An 18089-nucleotide genomic window follows, 5' to 3' on the forward strand; every position below is an offset into this window, starting at 1 on the left:
TGAGGGTAACAAAGTGGATTTAACGAATATGGGCAAAGCTGCAAAAGATGCAGCTTTCGAATTGGCGACAGCGTCAACCGCACAGAAAAACCAAGCGCTAGCGATCATTGCTGATGAGCTAGAAGCGAATGCTGCTGCTATTTTAGCGGCCAATGCAAAAGACATCGAACTAGGCCGTGAAGCAGGTCTAACCGATGCACTACTGGATCGTCTTCTATTGAATGAAGAGCGTCTCACTGGTATCGCGAATGATGTTCGCAATGTGATTAGCCTAAACGATCCTGTGGGCAGCGAAATTGACAGCAAAGTGCTAGAAAACGGCATGTCTCTGTCTCGTCGCCGTGTACCACTTGGTGTCGTCGGTGTGATTTACGAAGCGCGCCCGAACGTGACGATTGATATCGCTGCATTGTGTTTGAAAACGGGTAACGCAAGTATTCTACGTGGTGGTAAAGAGACGTTCTTCTCTAACATGGAATTGGTGAAAGTGATCCAATCTGCGTTAGCAAAAGCGAACTTGCCAGCGGCATCAGTTCAGTACATTGAAAAACCAGACCGCGAGTTGGTTTCTCAACTGCTTAAGCTAGACGACTACGTCGATATGATCATCCCGCGTGGCGGTGCTGGACTACACAAAATGTGTAAAGAGAACAGCACCATTCCAGTCATCATTGGCGGCTTTGGTATTAGCCATATTTTCGTGGACGAATCAGCTGATCTAGAGAAGTCTCTTAACGTGGTTGAGAACTCAAAGGTTCAGCGCCCATCTGCGTGTAACTCTCTAGACACTTTGCTTGTACACGAACAAGTCGCTGCACAGTTCCTACCAATGATCGTTGAACGCATGAACGATACGGTGACCTTTGTTGCTGAGCCAAAAGCGAAAGCGCTGATGGCACAATCAAAACAAATTCGTGATGCGGTAGAGGGCGATTTTGATACGGAATGGTTAAGCTACACCTTGGGCGTTAAAGTGGTTGCTGACGTAAAAGAAGCCATTGACCATATGCGAGTGCACAATGCGAGCCATTCTGATGCGATCATGACAAATAGTTTGGTGAACTCAGAGTTATTCATCAATTCAGTGGGCTCTGCTGCGGTTTACGTGAATGCGGCAACACGCTTTACTGATGGTGCTCAATTCGGCTTAGGTGCTGAAGTTGCAGTATCAACGCAGAAACTGCATGCACGCGGCCCAATGGGCTTAGAAGAGTTAACCAGCTACAAATGGGTTGGTAAGGCAAACTACCTAGCACGCAGTTAACAGAAACTGTCTGATATTGATTGAAAAAGGGGCAGAGATGCCCCTTTTTGTTTTCTCTAAGATGGCATTCCGCTACACTAGTCTTGCTTTTGGGACGACCCTAAAGCCACGATATTTGGAGGTGACATGCATTGTCCTTTTTGTTCTGAGAACGATACAAAAGTAATAGATTCCCGCTTAGTTGCAGACGGCCATCAGGTTCGTCGTCGTCGCCAATGTCTGGCTTGTAGCGAACGCTTTACGACGTTTGAAACGGCAGAATTGGTGATGCCGAGAGTAATTAAGTCTAATGGTAATCGTGAACCCTTTGATGAAGATAAAATGGTCGGCGGTATTCAACGAGCACTAGAAAAACGCCCAGTGAGTGCGGATTCTATTGAGCTGGCAATCAGCATGATTAAATCTCAGTTGCGTGCTACAGGTGAGCGTGAAGTACCAAGTGAGATGATCGGTAACTTGGTGATGGATCAACTTAAAGAGTTGGACAAAGTTGCCTATATCCGCTTTGCATCGGTTTACCGTAGTTTTGAAGATATCCGCGAATTCGGTGAAGAAATCGCTCGCCTTGAAGATTAATTGAATGATGGTTCAATTCACAAAGACTTCAGAATTTACCTCTCAAGATTTCGATATGATGTCGCGCGCGCTTAAGTTGGCCCAGCGCGGCATTTATACCACCGCTCCAAACCCGAATGTCGGCTGCATCATTGTTCGCAATGGCGAAATTGTCGGTGAGGGTTATCATTATCGCGCTGGTGAACCTCATGCAGAAGTGTTTGCTTTGCGTATGGCCGGTGAAAAGGCCGAAGGCGCGACCGCTTATGTGACACTTGAACCTTGTTCTCACTATGGTCGCACTCCGCCTTGTGCTGAAGGGCTAATCAAAGCCAAAGTCGCTCGCGTTGTCTGTGCGATGGAAGACCCAAACCCGAAAGTCGCAGGGCGCGGTTTTCAAATGCTGCGTGATGCAGGGGTAGAAGTTCAGGTCGGCTTGTTAGAAAGTGAAGCCAAAGTACTGAACCGATCTTTCATCAAGTTTATGCAGACGGGCATGCCATTCGTTCAATTGAAAATGGCAGCGAGCCTCGATGGGCAAACCGCCTTGAGTAATGGTCAGAGCCAATGGATCACCTCCCCGAAAGCTCGCCAAGATGTCCAGCGTTATCGCGCCATGAGTGGTGGTGTACTCTCGACCAGTAAAACGGTAATGGATGACAATGCCTCACTGAATGTACGCTGGGATGACCTCCCCTTAAGCGTGCAAGTGCAATACCCTCAACAACATGTGCGTCAGCCTTCCAGGGTGATTTTAGATCGCCAATCTCAACTCCGTGATGATCTAAAGTTATTCAATACCGATGGTGAGCGTATTATTGTCAATCAAAATGGTGATATTGCTCCTAAGCTGGATAAAGTTGGTCAAATTGATTTGGCAGCGACATTAAAAGTGATTGCCGCTGAGCATCACATCAATCACTTATGGGTAGAAGCCGGGGCAACACTCGCGAGTTCGCTTATCAAAGCCAATCTAGTCGATGAATTGATCGTTTACCTCGCACCTAAGTTGATGGGCAGTGATGGCCGAGGTTTGATAGGGGCGCTTGGTTTGAGCAACATGGCTGATGTCATCGATTTAAACATTACAGACGTTCGAATGGTCGGAGTGGATATTCGTATCACCGCCACCGTCACAACTAACCCGAGTTAGAAAGAAGCATTATGTTTACAGGAATTGTAGAAGCAGTTGGTAAGCTAGCTGCGATTACGCCAAAAGGCGAAGATATCACCGTTACGGTGGAAGTCGGCAAATTAGATATGTCTGACGTTAAGTTGGGTGACAGTATTGCTACAAACGGAGTGTGTTTGACGGTAGTGGATTTTGGTAGCCATTACTATAGCGCCGATCTGTCATTGGAAACGCTAAATAAAACGGGGTTTGCTGCCTACCAAGTTGGCGACAAAGTGAACCTTGAGAAAGCGATGCTGCCAACCACTCGTTTTGGTGGGCACATTGTGTCTGGCCATGTGGACGGTGTTGGTGTGATTGTGGAGCGCAATCAAGTTGGTCGCGCGATTGAACTTTGGGTAGAAATGCCTGAAACGCTAAGTAAGTACGTGGCGGAGAAAGGCTCAATCACGGTGGATGGCATTAGTCTAACCGTCAACGATCTACGTAAGAATGGCTTTAAATTGACGATCGTGCCGCACACTAGTGAAGAAACGACGATTGATCAATTTCATGTAGGCCGCAAAGTGAATCTAGAGGTGGATGTGCTTGCTCGTTATATGGAGCGCTTACTGCAAGGTCAGCAAGAACAAAAGCAAGAATCGCGTATCACAATGGAGTTTTTGCAGCAAAACGGTTTTGCATAAGCTAAGCAGACCACAGTCACAGAACATCATAAGGTCAATTGACTTACATGTTGGTCCGTTCAAACTCGAATGAAATGGTGTTTCAAGACTTGGCAAGGAAAACCAAGTTCGAATCGCATTGCTGCCAACAATAAATTAAGAATAACGGGGAGTAGGTTATGCCAATCAGCACGCCACAAGAAATTATTGATGATATTCGCGCGGGTAAAATGGTCATCTTGATGGATGACGAAGATCGTGAGAACGAGGGCGACCTGATCATGGCTGCCGAACATATCACACCTGAAGCCATTAACTTTATGGCGACATATGGTCGTGGATTGATCTGTCTGACCATGACAAAAACGCGCTGTGAAAGCCTAGGCTTACCACCGATGGTACAAGACAATAACGCACAGTACACCACTAACTTCACGGTTTCTATTGAAGCGGCTGAGGGGGTGACAACGGGTATATCAGCGGCTGATCGTGCTCGCACAGTGCAAGCTGCGGTTGCATCAAATGCAAAAGCATCGGATTTGGTTCAGCCGGGGCACATTTTCCCACTTGCAGCACAAGACGGTGGTGTGTTGACTCGCGCAGGTCATACTGAAGCGGGCTGTGATTTGGCTCGTTTAGCGGGGCTGGAACCTGCATCGGTCATTGTTGAAATCTTAAATGACGATGGCACGATGGCGCGCCGTCCTGATCTTGAAGTCTTTGCCGAAAAACACGGTTTGAAGTTAGGTACAATCGCGGATCTTATCGAATATCGTAATAACACCGAAACCACGATTGAGCGTGTGGCTGAATGTAAGCTGCCGACGGAATATGGTGAGTTCAAGTTAGTGACCTATAAAGATACCATCGACAATCAAGTTCACTATGCCATGCAAAATGGCGATTTAACCGAGGATGCCCCATTAGTTCGAGTGCATCTTCAAGATGTCTTTACTGATGTTCTTCGTAGTGATCGTAATGCTGAGCGCAGTTGGACGCTAGATAAAGCGATGAAGCGTATTGGTGAAGAGGGGGGGTTCTTGTGGTTCTTGGCCATGAAGACTCAACAGATTTGCTGATTCACCGCGTAAAAATGTTCGAAGCGCAAGATAAGGGTGAAGCACCGACTCTTGCAAAGAAACAAGGCACATCGCGCCGTGTAGGTGTGGGGTCTCAAATCCTTGCAGATTTGGGGGTTCATGATATGCGTTTGCTGTCATCAACGAATAAAAAATATCACGCATTAGGCGGTTTTGGCTTAAACGTGGTTGAATACGTTTGCGAGTAATACTAGAACGATTTAAACCTAGCCATAAGCACACTGATTTTGTTTGTGGCTAGGCGTTCGTGACTCGCCTCTAATTTCCATTAGATATTGCTCACAAATTTGTGCTAGAATCCGGCGATTCTCACTTGATGAACAATTTTCACTTATAAATACAGTTAAAGGAAAGCTTATGAAAGTGATCGAGGGTGGCTTCCCAGCGCCAAATGCAAAAATTGCTATCGTTATTTCTCGTTTTAACAGTTTTATTAACGAAAGCCTACTTTCTGGTGCGATCGATACACTAAAGCGTCACGGACAAGTAAGCGAAGACAACATCACTGTTGTTCGTTGCCCTGGTGCCGTAGAACTGCCATTGGTAGCTCAGCGCGTTGCTAAAACTGGTAAGTACGATGCAATCGTATCTCTAGGTACAGTAATCCGTGGCGGTACACCTCACTTTGACTATGTTTGTAGTGAATGTAACAAGGGTCTAGCACAAGTGTCTATGGAGTATAGTCTTCCAGTAGCATTTGGTGTATTGACTGTTGACACTATTGATCAAGCGATTGAACGCGCAGGAACCAAGGCTGGTAATAAAGGTGCAGAGGCTGCACTAAGCGCACTTGAAATGATTAATGTACTATCTGAAATTGATTCCTAATGGGGGCCAGTGTGAAACCAGCCGCACGTCGTAACGCACGTCAATTCGCTCTACAGGCGATCTATTCATGGCAAATTACTAAAGAGAATGTTGCCAAGATTGAAGAACAGTTTTTGTCTGGCGACAAATACGATGAAGAAGAACTTCATGCATCAGAGCCAGCACTCGCTGCTCCTGAAACTGACGTAGCTTACTTCCGTGAACTACTAAGCGGTGTTGTACTTAGCCACCTAGAGCTAGATAGCAAAATCCGTCCATACGTGTCTCGCCCAATGCAAGACTTGGACATGATGGAACTTGCTCTTCTTCGCCTAGCTATGTACGAGATGACTCGTCGCGAAGATGTTCCTTACAAAGTGGTGATCAACGAAGCGATTGAACTTGCAAAAGTATTCGCAGCAGAAGACAGCCACAAGTTTGTGAATGGTGTGCTAGATAAAGCAGCGCCACACGTACGTAAGAAATAATGATTTCTTGAATAAAAAGGTCAGCATCTGCTGACCTTTTTTGTATCGAAGATAAAAGATCTATGTCTGGTGAATTCAACCTTATCGATAAATACTTTGTTGGTCGTCAAAACCAACGTAAAGATGTTTACCTTGCGGCTGGTGATGACTGTGCATTAGTGAAAGCACCTGCGAACGTTCAAATTGCCATCAGTACTGATACTCTAGTGGCTGGTACTCACTTTCTCACCGATGCAAACCCTGCTTGGGTCGCGCATAAAGCTTTGGCTTCTAATATCAGCGATTTAGCGGCGATGGGTGCAACGCCTGCATGGGTCAGTTTTGCATTAACCATGCCTGAGCCTGACGAAGCGTGGTTAGCCCCTTTTTGTGATGCGTTTTTCGAACTGGCGAATTACTTTGGTATTCAACTTATTGGTGGAGACACCACCAAAGGCCCATTAAGTCTCACGTTGACCGTTCAAGGCTTTGTTCCTGAGGGCAAAGCATTAACACGCTGTGGAGCAAAGGTTGGAGATTGGGTCTATGTCACGGGCAACTTGGGCGACGCAAAAGCAGGGCTGGATGTCATCCTTGATGATGCGCTTCGTACGAGAGTTGCAGCAGAGTCGCTTGAGAAAGCTCACTATCTAAGTACGCCACGAGTATTAGTTGGTCAGGCGCTCATTGGACTGGCTTCTTCTGCGATCGATATATCGGATGGCCTCACTTCTGATGTTAAGCATATCCTTAAGCGCTCAGAGGTCGGGATCAGCTTAGATGTCTCTCAATTACCAATATCTTCTGAATTAGTGCAATTTTTAGATGATAAGGTCAGCGCGCAGCAGTATGCTTTGTCTAGTGGCGAAGAATACGAATTATGTTTTACCGTACCAGAGCACAATCGAGGTTCTTTACAAAGTGCGCTCTCCCATGCTGGCTGTAAATTTACCTGTATTGGTCAAATCCGACCTCAAGGGACGTTTGAACTGCATGATAATGGCCAAAAATTAGATTGGGAGCTCAGTGGCTTTGACCACTTTAATTGATTTTAATGCATCTTAAGTGATTTTCGTGAATCGCTAGCCTAAGATTGAAACCAAATTTGTTGTATAGGTTTAAGGATATGACCAACCCTTTATCTCTGATTTCATTAAAGAATCCATGGCATCTTTTAGCCACAGGGTTTGGTAGTGGGCTATCACCTGTGGTTCCCGGTACGATGGGGACACTTGCTGCAGTGCCGCTGTTCTTGCTTCTTGCACAGCTCCCTTTCCCTATCTACGTGGTTGTTGTGCTTATCTCCTGTATTATTGGCGTTAAGATTTGTCAGGTGACGTCCGATGATATGGGCGTTCACGACCATGGCTCCATCGTGTGGGATGAATTTGCTGGCTTTTGGATCACCATGAGCCTAGTACCAGCACTGAACATTCCCCTTACTGAGTGGAAGTGGCTACTGACAGGCTTTATCCTATTTCGATTCTTCGATATGGTAAAACCATGGCCAATCGGTTGGTTAGACAAACGTGTCCATGGCGGTTTGGGGATCATGATTGATGATATCGTGGCCGGTATCATGGCAGGTATTGCGCTGTTTTTAGTGGCTAAATACGCGGGTTGGATGCAGTTTTAACGGTCTAACAATGAATAGACAAACAAAAGGGATGCCGCAAGGCATCCCTTTTTGTTTTAAGTGTCTTTTTTGACGTTTGCTTTGCGCTAGCTTACTTGGTTTACGTAGCGAGTCGCTTACTTAGCGACGTAAGCGTTGATCGATTTCTCGATGCCTTTTGCGTCTAAGCCAAGCTCTTCGTGTAACTCGTCTTGTGTTCCTTGAGGAATGAAGCGATCTGGCAAGCCAAGGTTTAGTACAGGCTTGATGATCTTATTTTGCATCATAAACTCAATAACGCCTGCGCCCGCACCACCGGCAATCGCATTCTCTTCTAGCGTGACAAGCACATCATGCTCGGCTGCGAGTTGACGAATGAGTTCTTCATCCAATGGTTTAACAAAGCGCATATCGGCAACGGTTGCGTTTAGGTTTTCAGCCGCTTCTAGCGCGTTACCTAAGAAAGTACCAAAACTCAGAATCGCGACTTTTTCACCTTTACGAACGATACGACCTTTACCGATTTCAAGTGCAGTGAAGTCTTTTTCGATTTCCGTGCCCATACCACTACCACGAGGGTAACGTACGGCACTTGGACCTGTGTGCTTGTGGCCGGTGTAAAACATTTGACGGCATTCGTTTTCGTCACTTGGTGCCATGATCACCATGTTCGGAATACAGCGCATAAAGCTCAGATCGAACGCACCTTGGTGAGTTTGACCATCTGCGCCAACCAGACCTGCACGGTCGATAGCGAACATGACAGGTAAATCCATGATCGCAACATCGTGGATTAACTGATCGTAACCACGCTGTAGGAAAGTCGAGTAGATGGCTACGATAGGGTGATCGCCCGCAATCGCCATACCTGTAGCAAGCGTCACAGCATGCTGCTCAGCGATTGCTACATCGAAGTATTGGCTTGGGAACTCTTTCGAGAAACGTACCATGCCAGAGCCTTCGCGCATTGCTGGTGTAATCGCCATTAGCTTAGGATCTTGCGCTGCCATGTCACACAGGAAGTCACCGAAGATCTTCGAGAAACTTGGCTTACCACCACTGCTTTTCGGCAAGCTATTATGCGATGGATCGAACTTTGGTACGCCGTGGTAGCCGATGGGATCTTTCTCTGCAGGTTCATAACCTTTGCCTTTCTTGGTCATGATGTGCAGGAATTGCGGACCTTTCAGCTCACGCATGTTTTTCAGTGTTTTCACAAGCTCATTGACATCGTGACCGTCGATAGGGCCGATGTAATTGAAGCCTAACTCTTCAAACAGTGTACCAGGAACGACCATGCCTTTTAGGTGCTCTTCAGTACGACGAACCAACTCTTTGATTGGTGGTACACCAGACAGTACTTTTTTACCGCCCTCACGGATAGAAGTGTACAAGCTGCCAGATAGCACTTTTGCCAGATGGTTGTTCAGTGCGCCAACGTTTTCTGAAATCGACATTTCGTTGTCGTTCAGGATGACCAACATATCTGAATGTACATCACCTGCATGGTTCATGGCTTCAAATGCCATGCCTGCGGTAATGGCACCATCACCAATCACACTCACGACCTTGCGGCCCTTTCCTTCTTTTTGAGCGCTGATGGCCATACCAAGACCAGCACTGATAGAAGTCGATGAGTGACCGACAGAAAGGGTGTCGTATTCGCTCTCTTCACGCCAAGGGAAAGGATGAAGTCCATCTTTCTGGCGGATAGTTGGCATCTGATCACGACGACCTGTCAGGATCTTATGTGGGTATGCTTGATGACCAACATCCCAAATTAATTGGTCGATAGGCGTGTTGTACACATAGTGTAGAGCAACGGTTAGCTCTACCGTTCCTAAACCAGAAGCAAGGTGGCCACTGGATTGGCTCACTGAGTTTAGCAGATACGTTCGTAGTTCATTGCACAATGTTGGCAATGTTTCTTTTGGAAGAAGACGCAACTCTTCCGGTGTATTTGCTAACGCCAGTGTCGGGTATTTTGAAATATCAAGAGTCATATAAATGCGCGCTTATAGTGTTAGTTCTTGCGCTCGATGACATATCGGGCGAACTCTTCTAGTAACTGAGTATTGTATGGAATCGCTTCTAATGCTTGAAGTGCTTCCTGTAAAAGAGTGTGAGCTTTCTCCATTGCTCCCTCTAATCCTAATAAAGATGGGTAAGTGCTCTTATTCAGCTCTTGGTCTGAACCTTGAGGTTTTCCCAGCGTTTCAGTATCACTGATGATATCTAGAATATCGTCTTGAACCTGAAACGCCAAACCGATTGCATTTGAATAGCGTTCAAGGTGTGGTAACACTTCCAATCCTTTCTCGCCAGCTGACAACGCACCGAGTTTTACCGCACAGTTAATCAGAGCTCCGGTTTTGTTGCGATGAATTTCTTCCAATTCTGCGAGAGAGACCTGACGGTTTTCGGCACCTAGGTCAAGCGCTTGGCCTAAACACATCCCGCGAGCACCTGATGCTTGAGCAAGGGCTTGCACCATTTTTATACGGTATTGCTCGGCATTTGGGTTCAGATTACCCTCAGCTAGGATCGTAAAAGCAAGAGTTTGCAACGCATCACCGGTTAGTATTGCCGTCGCTTCATCAAATTTGATGTGGCATGTAGGCTGACCGCGGCGTAACTCATCATCATCCATAGCAGGCAGATCATCATGAATGAGAGAGTAGGCATGAATGCACTCGATCGCAGAGGCAGAGGTATCCAGATCCTCTGGCTTGCAGCCAAGCATTTGGCCTGTAATGTACACAAGAAATGGACGAACACGTTTACCGCCAAGTAAAAGGCCGTATTTCATTGCTTGGATCAGTGGCTGTTGTTGGTGAGGCAAGTGCTCTAGCCATAGATTCAGTTGTTGATTATTTCGTTGTTGATAAGACGTCAATGTCTCTTGCATTACATTGCTCACTACTGATAGTTAATCCGACTCAGGGGTGAAGTCACTCAGTGGTGCTTCGTCATCTTCACTAAGAAGAATGCTGACGCGCTGTTCTGCATCGCTCAGCTTCGTTTGGCCTGCACGAGCCAATGCAATACCACGTTCAAATTTGCGTAGAGCATCGTCTAAGGCAAGATCGCCACTTTCTAGTTGATCAACCAAGCTGTCTAGCTCTTCAATGGTTGCTTCAAAGGTCATGTTTTCTGGTTTTTTGACCGCCATCTTTTATCTGCCTTAATCAAGCCTCTAATCGAATGCACGCAAGTTACCTTAGCCTAGTAACTTGGTCAAATTTAACCTCGTATAATTGTCACAAATTTAGCGCTAGATAAGGCTTGGTGACCATCGGATAACAATAGAAAACAATCCAAATGATCTTTTTGTGACCTGTTAACCAAGATTTTTCTAAAAATTCTGTTTTATCTGTCGATACAAGTAATAATTCGCCCGTGTAGGCAACTTTTGAATATTGCGTGAGGAGTGCTTTGTGGATTTAGCAACCTTAATAGGTCTGATTGGTGGTTTTGCGTTTGTCATCATGGCGATGGTACTTGGTGGTAGCATCGGTATGTTTGTCGATGTGACCTCAATCCTTATTGTTGTTGGCGGCTCTGCATTTGTGGTGTTGATGAAATTCACCGTTGGGCAATTCTTTGGAGCGACAAAAATTGCTGGCAAGGCGTTTATGTTCAAAGCCGACGATCCAGAAGACTTGATTGCTAAGATCGTTGAGATGGCAGATGCGGCTCGTAAAGGCGGATTCCTTGCGCTGGAAGAGATGGAAATCAACAACAGCTTTATGCAAAAGGGCATTGACCTATTGGTCGACGGTCATGACGCTGATGTTGTTCGTGCCGCTTTGCAAAAAGACATTGCATTGACGGACGAGCGTCATACACAAGGGACGGGGGTATTTCGGGCATTTGGTGACGTTGCTCCTGCGATGGGGATGATTGGTACGCTGGTCGGCTTGGTGGCGATGCTTTCAAACATGGACGATCCAAAATCGATCGGGCCTGCAATGGCCGTTGCGCTTTTGACGACGCTATACGGTGCGGTACTCTCTAATATGCTGTTTTTCCCGATAGCCGACAAACTGTCACTTCGTCGAGATCAAGAAACGTTAAATCGTCGTCTTATTATGGATGGCGTGTTGGCGATACAAGATGGCCAGAATCCAAGAGTTATCGATAACTACTTAAAGAATTACCTCAATGAGGGTAAACGTGCTCTTGAAATTGATGATTAGTCAGGGGCCTGATAATGGATGAAGATAATAAATGTAAATGTCCCCCTCCTGGCTCACCGGCATGGATGGGGACGTTTGCTGACTTGATGTCTCTTTTGATGTGTTTCTTCGTGTTGCTACTTTCATTCTCAGAGATGGATGTACTGAAGTTCAAACAGATCGCAGGTTCGATGAAGTTTGCGTTTGGTGTGCAAAATCAACTGGAAGTGAAAGACATTCCCAAGGGAACCAGCATCATTGCTCAAGAGTTTCGTCCGGGCCGTCCGGAGCCAACTCCGATTGATGTCATTATGCAACAGACGATGGACGTAACGCAGCAAACCCTCGAGTTCCATGAGGGAGAATCCGATCGCGCGGGTGGTACAAAGCGTGATCAAGGTAAGCTGACTGGGGGACAATCGCCAGAAACGTCAACACAGAATAATCAATCAGCAGAAACAGACATGCAACAGCAGCAGTCTGAATCCACCTCGCAAGAGATGGAAACCTTGATGGAAAGCATCAAGAAAGCGTTAGAGCGTGAAATCGAGCAAGGGGCGATCGACGTTGAAAACCTTGGTCAGCAGATCGTTATTCGGATGCGAGAAAAAGGAGCATTTCCTGAAGGTTCTGCATTTTTACAACCTAAGTTCCGTCCTTTAGTGCGTCAAATCGCGGAATTGGTGAAAGACGTGCCGGGCATAGTGCGTATTTCGGGTCACACGGATAACCAGAAGATTGACTCGGAGTTGTATCGTTCAAACTGGGACTTATCTTCCCAACGTGCGGTGTCTGTTGCGCAAGAGATGGAGAAAGTTAGAGGTTTCTCCCATCAACGTTTGCGTGTTCGTGGCATGGCGGATACTGAACCACTGGTCCCGAATGATTCTGATGCCAACCGTGCACTCAATCGCCGTGTTGAAATAAGTATCATGCAAGGTGAACCTCTCTACAGTGAAGAGGTGCCCGTCATTCAATAGCTGAGTATTGGCGATTGTGCTCAATTGACCTCTCGATGCGGATTTAGAGTGTAATGACGGATCGCCGTTTGTGGAATACGACAGAGTAGAGTCGTCAGTTGCTTCCAACGTATATACTAAAAGCGAGCGTGAGCTCGCTTTTTTTGTCATTCCATTTCGCTTAGGTGTATAATCTTGCGCCTTTAAAGTGAGCACATGAAAGTACGTGTGAACAACACGCGCTTTGCTGCGTATAAATGCTTTATGCAGAGTGTCACTCATTGTTGATTGCGAAACTAACCTGCGAACAAAACTATGAAATTTATTGTAAAGCCCCATCCAGAAATTTTTGTTAAAAGTGAATCGGTGCGCAAGCGCTTCACAAAGATTTTAGAGTGTAACATTCGTAACATCGTGAAGAACCGAACCGAATCTGTTGCGGTATTCAACCGTCGTGATCACATTGAAGTGACGTCAGAGAAAGATGATTTCCACGCGGAAGTCTTGGAAATCCTGACACACACGCCAGGCATTCACCATGTTCTAGAAGTAAAGCAGTCTGATTTTACCGATCTGCACAACATCTATGAGCAAGTGTTAGAGCTAAGCCGTGAAACGATTGAAAACAAAACGTTTGTGGTACGTGCGAAACGTCGTGGTAAGCATGACTTTACGTCTATCGAGCTAGAACGTTATGTTGGCGGCGGTCTTAACCAAGCGGTTGAAAGTGCACGCGTGAAGCTGCATAAACCAGACGTAACGATCAACGTTGAAGTGAATAATGACAAACTAAATCAAGTATTGGCGCGTCATAAAGGTCTAGGTGGCTTCCCTCTAGGAACGCAAGAAGATGTATTAAGCCTGATTTCTGGCGGTTTCGACTCTGGCGTATCAAGCTACCTTCACATCAAACGTGGTTCTAAAGTTCACTACTGTTTCTTTAACTTAGGTGGTCCTGCTCACGAAATCGGCGTTAAGCAGGTTTCTCATTACCTATGGAACAAATACGGTTCTTCAGCAAAAGTACGTTTTATCTCAGTGGATTTTGAGCCTGTCGTGGCTGAGATCCTTGAGAAAGTTGATGATGGCCAAATGGGCGTTATCTTAAAGCGTATGTTCATGCGTGCGGCTGGTAAGGTTGCAGAGAAGTTTAAGATTGAAGCATTGGTGACGGGTGAGGCTCTAGGCCAAGTTTCAAGCCAAACGCTAACTAACCTTCGCCACATCGATAACGTCACTGATACGCTGATTCTGCGTCCGCTTATTAACTGGGATAAAGAAGACATCATTAACCTAGCGCGTGATATCGGTACAGAAGACTTCGCTAAGACAATGCCAGAATACTGTGGCGTTATTTCTAAGAAGCCTACGGTAAAAGCGATCAAAGGAAAACTGCTCGCAGAAGAAGAGAAATTCGACTTCAGCATTCTTGATCAAGTGGTACAAGAAGCGCGTGTTATGGACATTCGTGATATCGCGAAAGAGTCTGAGCAAGCAGCACCTGAAGTAGAACAAGTTCAAGCGGTAGAAGATCACGCTATTGTGTTGGATATCCGTAGTCCTGAAGAGGAAGACGATAACCCACTGGAAATTGATGGTGTTGATGTTAAGCACATCCCATTCTATAAGCTAAGTACTCAATTTGGTGATTTAGATCAGTCTAAGACTTACCTATTGTACTGTGAGCGTGGGGTGATGAGCCGTTTACAAGCGCTGTACTTGCAAGAGCAAGGGTTTAACAACGTAAAAGTTTACCGCCCGTAAGCTTGTTGAAAAACAAATAGCTAAAAAGCGCTAACTGAGAAATCAGTTTGCGCTTTTTTCGTTTCATAATCTGAAAAACGGGTCGCAATGAGGTGATAATATTGAACGCAATCGTATCTTTTGGAATTAGTATTGATATAACGATAATTAATCCGAAATCGAGATGAATAAGTGATCTTAGTGCCAATGTTTTGTTACGGGCGGGGAGAATTGTGCAGATAAAAAAACACCGCCAAAAAAAGGCGGTGTAACAAATTTGACAGACAGGTCAAAATAAATACAGGAAGTATATGTTTTGTCACAAGAGTCATGCACAAAACATCATGGTAGAAATCTACCTAACTCGAAATACGAGTTTGCAAACACAACATCGCAACAACGAACCAATTGATTCACAAATAGAATCAAGCCGTTCAGGCTCGTTTTGCGGGGTGAAATATAGAATTTATCTGGCTGTTCGACAACGGACATTTTATAATGTTTCAGATAAAAAAAACTAATCCTACTGAGGTCCTATATGTCTCGCAGATTGCCTCCACTAAATTCACTTCGAGTGTTTGAAGCGGCTGCCCGCCATCTTAGCTTTACTCGAGCTGCCGAGGAGTTGTTTGTGACTCAAGCGGCCGTGAGTCACCAAATTAAAGCTTTGGAAGAGTTCTTGTCTTTGAAACTTTTTCGTCGTCGTAACCGTTCGTTATTGTTGACGGAAGAGGGACAAAGTTACTTCTTAGACATAAAAGATATCTTTACTTCGATTGCTGAAGCAACTGATAAGGTATTGGAACGCAGCGAAAAAGGTGCATTGACGATCAGTTTACCACCAAGCTTTGCCATTCAGTGGCTTGTTCCTCGGTTAGCGCATTTCAATGCTCAAGAGCCAGATATTGATGTTCGTATCAAAGCGGTAGATATGGATGAGGGCTCACTGACAGACGATGTCGATGTTGCTATCTATTATGGTCGAGGTAATTGGCCAGGTTTGCGTGCGGATAAGCTCTATCAAGAGTTTTTGATCCCACTTTGTTCACCTTCGTTACTTTTAGGTAACAAACCATTAGAATCTTTAAGTGATCTCAAGTTACATACTTTGTTGCACGATACCTCACGTAAAGATTGGAAACAGTTCGCACGCCAGCACAATGTGGATGGTGTCAATGTGAACCATGGTCCTATCTTTAGTCACTCGACGATGGTGCTACAAGCTGCTGCTCACGGACAAGGGGTCGCACTGGGTAACAACGTGCTTGCTAAGCCAGAAATGGAAGCGGGCCGTTTGATTGCACCATTTGATGAAGTGTTGCTATCGAAAAACTCTTTCTACGTTGTCTGCCATGAGCAGCAAGCGGATATGGGGCGTATCGCCACCTTTAGAGACTGGATGCTTGCAACGGCGAGAAAAGAACAAGAGGAAGTACTGGATGAGCCATTGGATAGTTGAGGGGCCTAAAAACGGACCACTGTTTATTTTTGCTCATGGCGCAGGTGCAGACATGGATAATGATTTCATGAGCGCCGTTGCCAAAGGGTTAGTTGAGCAAGGGGTACGAGTGGTACGTTTTAATTTCCCTTATATGGTTAAGCGCGGTGAAGATGGTAAAAAGCGCCCGCCAGATCGAGCTCCCAAACTGTTAGAGGCTTATGAAGAAGTGATCACTCACTTTACTTCCCAGCCTATCGTTATTGGCGGTAAATCGATGGGCGGTAGAATGTCGAGTTTGCTCGCTGACAATGCGTTGGTGGCTGGTGTTGCATGCTTGGGGTTTCCATTCCATCCGCCAGGTAAGCCTGAAAAATACAAAGGTGAGCACCTAGCGACAATCAACAAACCGACCCTTATTTTACAAGGTGAGCGAGATACCTTTGGTAAGCGAGAAGAATTCGAAAGCTTTACGTTTTCTGAGAAAGTTGCGGTGAGTTTTATGCCTGATGGTGACCATAGCTTTAAGCCTCGTAAGCGTTCAGGCTATACAGAGGCGGGTAATATTGCACTCGCTGTTGAGCAGCTAGCCGCTTTTATTAAAGAGGTGTACAGTGAAAAGTAAGTGGTTACTCTCATTTACAGGCATTTCAGGTCTAATATCTGTGGTATTAGGTGCTTTTGCTGCGCATGGTTTGAAAGCGAAATTGTCGCCTTATTTGCTTGGTGTTTTTGAAACCGGCGTTTTATACCAATTCATCCACACGTTGGCGATCGCGTTTTGTGCGGTTTTGGTGCTGGTCAATTTGGGACAAAAAGCACAAAAATATTTTTTCATTGCCGCGATTTGCTTTATCATCGGCATCTTTTGTTTTAGCGGCAGTCTTTACGCGCTGGCGCTGACGGGCATTAAGTGGCTCGGACCAATCACTCCAATGGGGGGATTTATGTTCATGATCGGCTGGTGTCTGTTCTTTATTGCTGCGTTTAATATCAAAGAGGTCTCCAAGTGAAACAACTAATGCTCTATTGCCGTGCTGGCTTTGAGAAAGAGTGTGCTGGTGAAATTCAGGACAAAGCAACACAGTTGGAAGTGTATGGCTTCTCTCGTGTGAAGAAAAACTCAGGTTATGTTGTCTTTGAGTGTTACCAGGATGGAGACGCCGATAAACTAGCAAAAAGCTTAGACTTCAGTGCGCTAATTTTTGCTCGTCAAATGTTTGCCGTTGCTGCTGAGTTTGAATCGTTACCAAGTGAAGACCGCATTAGCCCAATTCTTGCTGAGTTGTCTGAAGTGGCATCATTTCCTCGTTGTGGTGATTTACGTATTGAAACGCCAGATACGAATGAAGCGAAAGAGCTGTTGAAGTTCTGTCGTAAGTTTACCGTACCGATGCGCCAAGCAATGCGCGGTAAAGGTCTGATGTGGAACAAAGACAACGCGAAAAAACCAGTGCTGCACATCTGTTTTGTGGCACCAGGTCACTGTTATGTGGGTTACTCATACCCGGGTAACAACTCGCAGTTCTTTATGGGTATTCCTCGCCTTAAGTTTCCAGCAGACGCACCAAGCCGTTCAACACTGAAGTTGGAAGAAGCTTTTCATGTATTTATTCCTCGTGAAGAGTGGGATGAGCGTCTAGCACCGGGTATGTGGGGCGTTGACCTAGGTGCGTGTCCAGGTGGTTGGACTTACCAATTGGTGAAGCGTTCGATGTTCGTTCATTGTGTTGATAACGGTATGATGGCAGACAGCCTCATGGAAACGGGTCAAATCAAGCACCACATGGTGGACGGCTTTAAGTTTGAACCTGACCGCAAGAACGTAACCTGGATTGTGTGCGATATGGTTGAGAAACCAGCACGCGTGGCGCACTTGATGGGACAATGGCTGCTGAAAGGCTGGGCTAAAGAAGCGATCTTTAACTTGAAGTTACCAATGAAAGGTCGTTACGATGAGGTACTTCAAGATCTTGAGAACTTAAAAATGTTCCTGATCGAGAATAAAGTGAAGTTTAAGCTGCAAGCTAAGCACCTGTACCATGACCGTGAGGAAATCACGATTCACATCCAGTGCCTATCGAACATTTCCCCGCATTAATTTTAGCGAAATGATGCTGTAGAGATTTCAGATTCAAAAAAGCGCCCATTTTTGTCGGCGCTTTT

18 protein-coding genes and 1 pseudogene are annotated in these 18089 nt (G+C 45.7%); 16 read left to right on the forward strand and 3 right to left on the reverse strand.

Going from position 1 to position 18089, the window contains the following annotated elements; all coding sequences use genetic code 11:
- The first annotated feature begins 13 nt into the window (after positions 1-13).
- From VA249_RS03130 to pgpA, 9 genes and pseudogenes are all read left to right on the forward strand, one after another.
- Positions 14-1264 carry a glutamate-5-semialdehyde dehydrogenase gene (locus tag VA249_RS03130; protein WP_221068880.1) on the forward strand — a complete coding sequence of 417 codons (1251 nt, stop codon included), beginning with the start codon at positions 14-16 and terminating at the stop codon, positions 1262-1264.
- 126 nt (positions 1265-1390) lie between these two features.
- Entirely contained in the window at positions 1391-1840 is a 450-nt protein-coding gene (nrdR, locus tag VA249_RS03135; protein WP_128811476.1) for a transcriptional regulator NrdR, read from the forward strand.
- Between the two features lie 7 nt (positions 1841-1847).
- The gene (gene ribD, locus VA249_RS03140) at positions 1848-2972 is read left to right on the forward strand and encodes a bifunctional diaminohydroxyphosphoribosylaminopyrimidine deaminase/5-amino-6-(5-phosphoribosylamino)uracil reductase RibD (protein WP_221069793.1); all 1125 of its coding nucleotides are present in this window, start codon (positions 1848-1850) and stop codon (positions 2970-2972) included.
- An 11-nt stretch (positions 2973-2983) separates the two neighbouring features.
- The gene (locus VA249_RS03145) at positions 2984-3637 is read left to right on the forward strand and encodes a riboflavin synthase (RefSeq protein ID WP_221068881.1); all 654 of its coding nucleotides are present in this window, start codon (positions 2984-2986) and stop codon (positions 3635-3637) included.
- A gap of 158 nt (positions 3638-3795) precedes the next feature.
- Positions 3796-4904: pseudogene (gene ribBA, locus VA249_RS03150) on the forward strand (bifunctional 3,4-dihydroxy-2-butanone-4-phosphate synthase/GTP cyclohydrolase II).
- 169 nt (positions 4905-5073) lie between these two features.
- Entirely contained in the window at positions 5074-5544 is a 471-nt protein-coding gene (ribH, locus tag VA249_RS03155) for a 6,7-dimethyl-8-ribityllumazine synthase (RefSeq protein WP_099080888.1), read from the forward strand.
- The gene (gene nusB / locus VA249_RS03160) at positions 5544-6011 is read left to right on the forward strand and encodes a transcription antitermination factor NusB (protein WP_128811472.1); all 468 of its coding nucleotides are present in this window, start codon (positions 5544-5546) and stop codon (positions 6009-6011) included. The genes ribH and nusB overlap by 1 nt, the downstream gene beginning before the upstream one ends.
- A gap of 62 nt (positions 6012-6073) precedes the next feature.
- Positions 6074-7039: a thiamine-phosphate kinase gene (thiL, locus tag VA249_RS03165; protein WP_221068882.1), complete on the forward strand. Its 966-nt coding sequence runs from the start codon at positions 6074-6076 to the stop codon at positions 7037-7039.
- 77 nt (positions 7040-7116) lie between these two features.
- Positions 7117-7626, forward strand: coding sequence for a phosphatidylglycerophosphatase A (pgpA, locus tag VA249_RS03170; RefSeq protein ID WP_128811470.1), 510 nt, complete (start codon positions 7117-7119; stop codon positions 7624-7626).
- 116 nt (positions 7627-7742) lie between these two features.
- Here pgpA and dxs read toward each other — a convergent pair whose 3' ends face one another.
- Genes dxs through xseB form a run of 3 tightly spaced genes read right to left on the reverse strand, consistent with a single transcriptional unit; the run spans position 7743 to position 10777 of the window.
- A complete protein-coding gene (dxs, locus tag VA249_RS03175) occupies positions 7743-9608 on the reverse strand; it encodes a 1-deoxy-D-xylulose-5-phosphate synthase (protein WP_221068884.1) in 1866 nt (621 codons plus the stop codon).
- Between the two features lie 20 nt (positions 9609-9628).
- Positions 9629-10513 (reverse strand): (2E,6E)-farnesyl diphosphate synthase, encoded by an 885-nt coding sequence (gene ispA, locus VA249_RS03180; RefSeq protein ID WP_221068886.1) that lies wholly within the window; start codon positions 10511-10513, stop codon positions 9629-9631.
- A gap of 21 nt (positions 10514-10534) precedes the next feature.
- Entirely contained in the window at positions 10535-10777 is a 243-nt protein-coding gene (gene xseB, locus VA249_RS03185) for an exodeoxyribonuclease VII small subunit (protein WP_211919879.1), read from the reverse strand.
- A gap of 265 nt (positions 10778-11042) precedes the next feature.
- Here xseB and pomA point away from each other — a divergent pair, with 265 nt between their 5' ends.
- The 7 genes from pomA to rlmM all read left to right on the forward strand — a co-directional run bounded on the left by pomA (position 11043) and on the right by rlmM (position 18024).
- Complete coding sequence (gene pomA / locus VA249_RS03190) at positions 11043-11804, forward strand: flagellar motor protein PomA (protein ID WP_128811466.1); 762 nt, start codon at positions 11043-11045, stop codon at positions 11802-11804.
- Positions 11805-11818: 14 nt separating this feature from the next.
- A complete protein-coding gene (locus tag VA249_RS03195; protein WP_164837213.1) occupies positions 11819-12763 on the forward strand; it encodes a flagellar motor protein MotB in 945 nt (314 codons plus the stop codon).
- Between the two features lie 294 nt (positions 12764-13057).
- Entirely contained in the window at positions 13058-14506 is a 1449-nt protein-coding gene (gene thiI / locus VA249_RS03200; protein WP_211919877.1) for a tRNA uracil 4-sulfurtransferase ThiI, read from the forward strand.
- Positions 14507-15023: 517 nt separating this feature from the next.
- Entirely contained in the window at positions 15024-15944 is a 921-nt protein-coding gene (locus VA249_RS03205) for a transcriptional regulator GcvA (RefSeq protein ID WP_211919876.1), read from the forward strand.
- Positions 15925-16548: an alpha/beta family hydrolase gene (locus tag VA249_RS03210; protein WP_221068888.1), complete on the forward strand. Its 624-nt coding sequence runs from the start codon at positions 15925-15927 to the stop codon at positions 16546-16548. The genes VA249_RS03205 and VA249_RS03210 overlap by 20 nt, the downstream gene beginning before the upstream one ends.
- A complete protein-coding gene (locus VA249_RS03215; RefSeq protein ID WP_221068890.1) occupies positions 16538-16936 on the forward strand; it encodes a DUF423 domain-containing protein in 399 nt (132 codons plus the stop codon). Before VA249_RS03210 ends, VA249_RS03215 begins: the two co-directional genes overlap by 11 nt.
- A complete protein-coding gene (gene rlmM, locus VA249_RS03220) occupies positions 16933-18024 on the forward strand; it encodes a 23S rRNA (cytidine(2498)-2'-O)-methyltransferase RlmM (RefSeq protein ID WP_128811461.1) in 1092 nt (363 codons plus the stop codon). Before VA249_RS03215 ends, rlmM begins: the two co-directional genes overlap by 4 nt.
- Positions 18025-18089: the final 65 nt, after the last annotated feature.

Source organism: Vibrio alfacsensis (genome assembly GCF_019670485.1).
Lineage (GTDB): Bacteria > Pseudomonadota > Gammaproteobacteria > Enterobacterales > Vibrionaceae > Vibrio > Vibrio alfacsensis.

Coding starts and splice junctions, on each gene's coding strand:
- nrdR (WP_128811476.1), top strand. CDS start 1,391: ATGCATTGTCCTTTTTGTTCTGAGAACGATACAAAAGTAATAGATTCC.
- ribD (WP_221069793.1), top strand. CDS start 1,848: ATGGTTCAATTCACAAAGACTTCAGAATTTACCTCTCAAGATTTCGAT.
- VA249_RS03145 (WP_221068881.1), top strand. CDS start 2,984: ATGTTTACAGGAATTGTAGAAGCAGTTGGTAAGCTAGCTGCGATTACG.
- ribH (WP_099080888.1), top strand. CDS start 5,074: ATGAAAGTGATCGAGGGTGGCTTCCCAGCGCCAAATGCAAAAATTGCT.
- nusB (WP_128811472.1), top strand. CDS start 5,544: ATGGGGGCCAGTGTGAAACCAGCCGCACGTCGTAACGCACGTCAATTC.
- thiL (WP_221068882.1), top strand. CDS start 6,074: ATGTCTGGTGAATTCAACCTTATCGATAAATACTTTGTTGGTCGTCAA.
- pgpA (WP_128811470.1), top strand. CDS start 7,117: ATGACCAACCCTTTATCTCTGATTTCATTAAAGAATCCATGGCATCTT.
- dxs (WP_221068884.1), bottom strand. CDS start 9,608: ATGACTCTTGATATTTCAAAATACCCGACACTGGCGTTAGCAAATACA.
- ispA (WP_221068886.1), bottom strand. CDS start 10,513: ATGCAAGAGACATTGACGTCTTATCAACAACGAAATAATCAACAACTG.
- xseB (WP_211919879.1), bottom strand. CDS start 10,777: ATGGCGGTCAAAAAACCAGAAAACATGACCTTTGAAGCAACCATTGAA.
- VA249_RS03195 (WP_164837213.1), top strand. CDS start 11,819: ATGGATGAAGATAATAAATGTAAATGTCCCCCTCCTGGCTCACCGGCA.
- thiI (WP_211919877.1), top strand. CDS start 13,058: ATGAAATTTATTGTAAAGCCCCATCCAGAAATTTTTGTTAAAAGTGAA.
- VA249_RS03205 (WP_211919876.1), top strand. CDS start 15,024: ATGTCTCGCAGATTGCCTCCACTAAATTCACTTCGAGTGTTTGAAGCG.
- VA249_RS03210 (WP_221068888.1), top strand. CDS start 15,925: ATGAGCCATTGGATAGTTGAGGGGCCTAAAAACGGACCACTGTTTATT.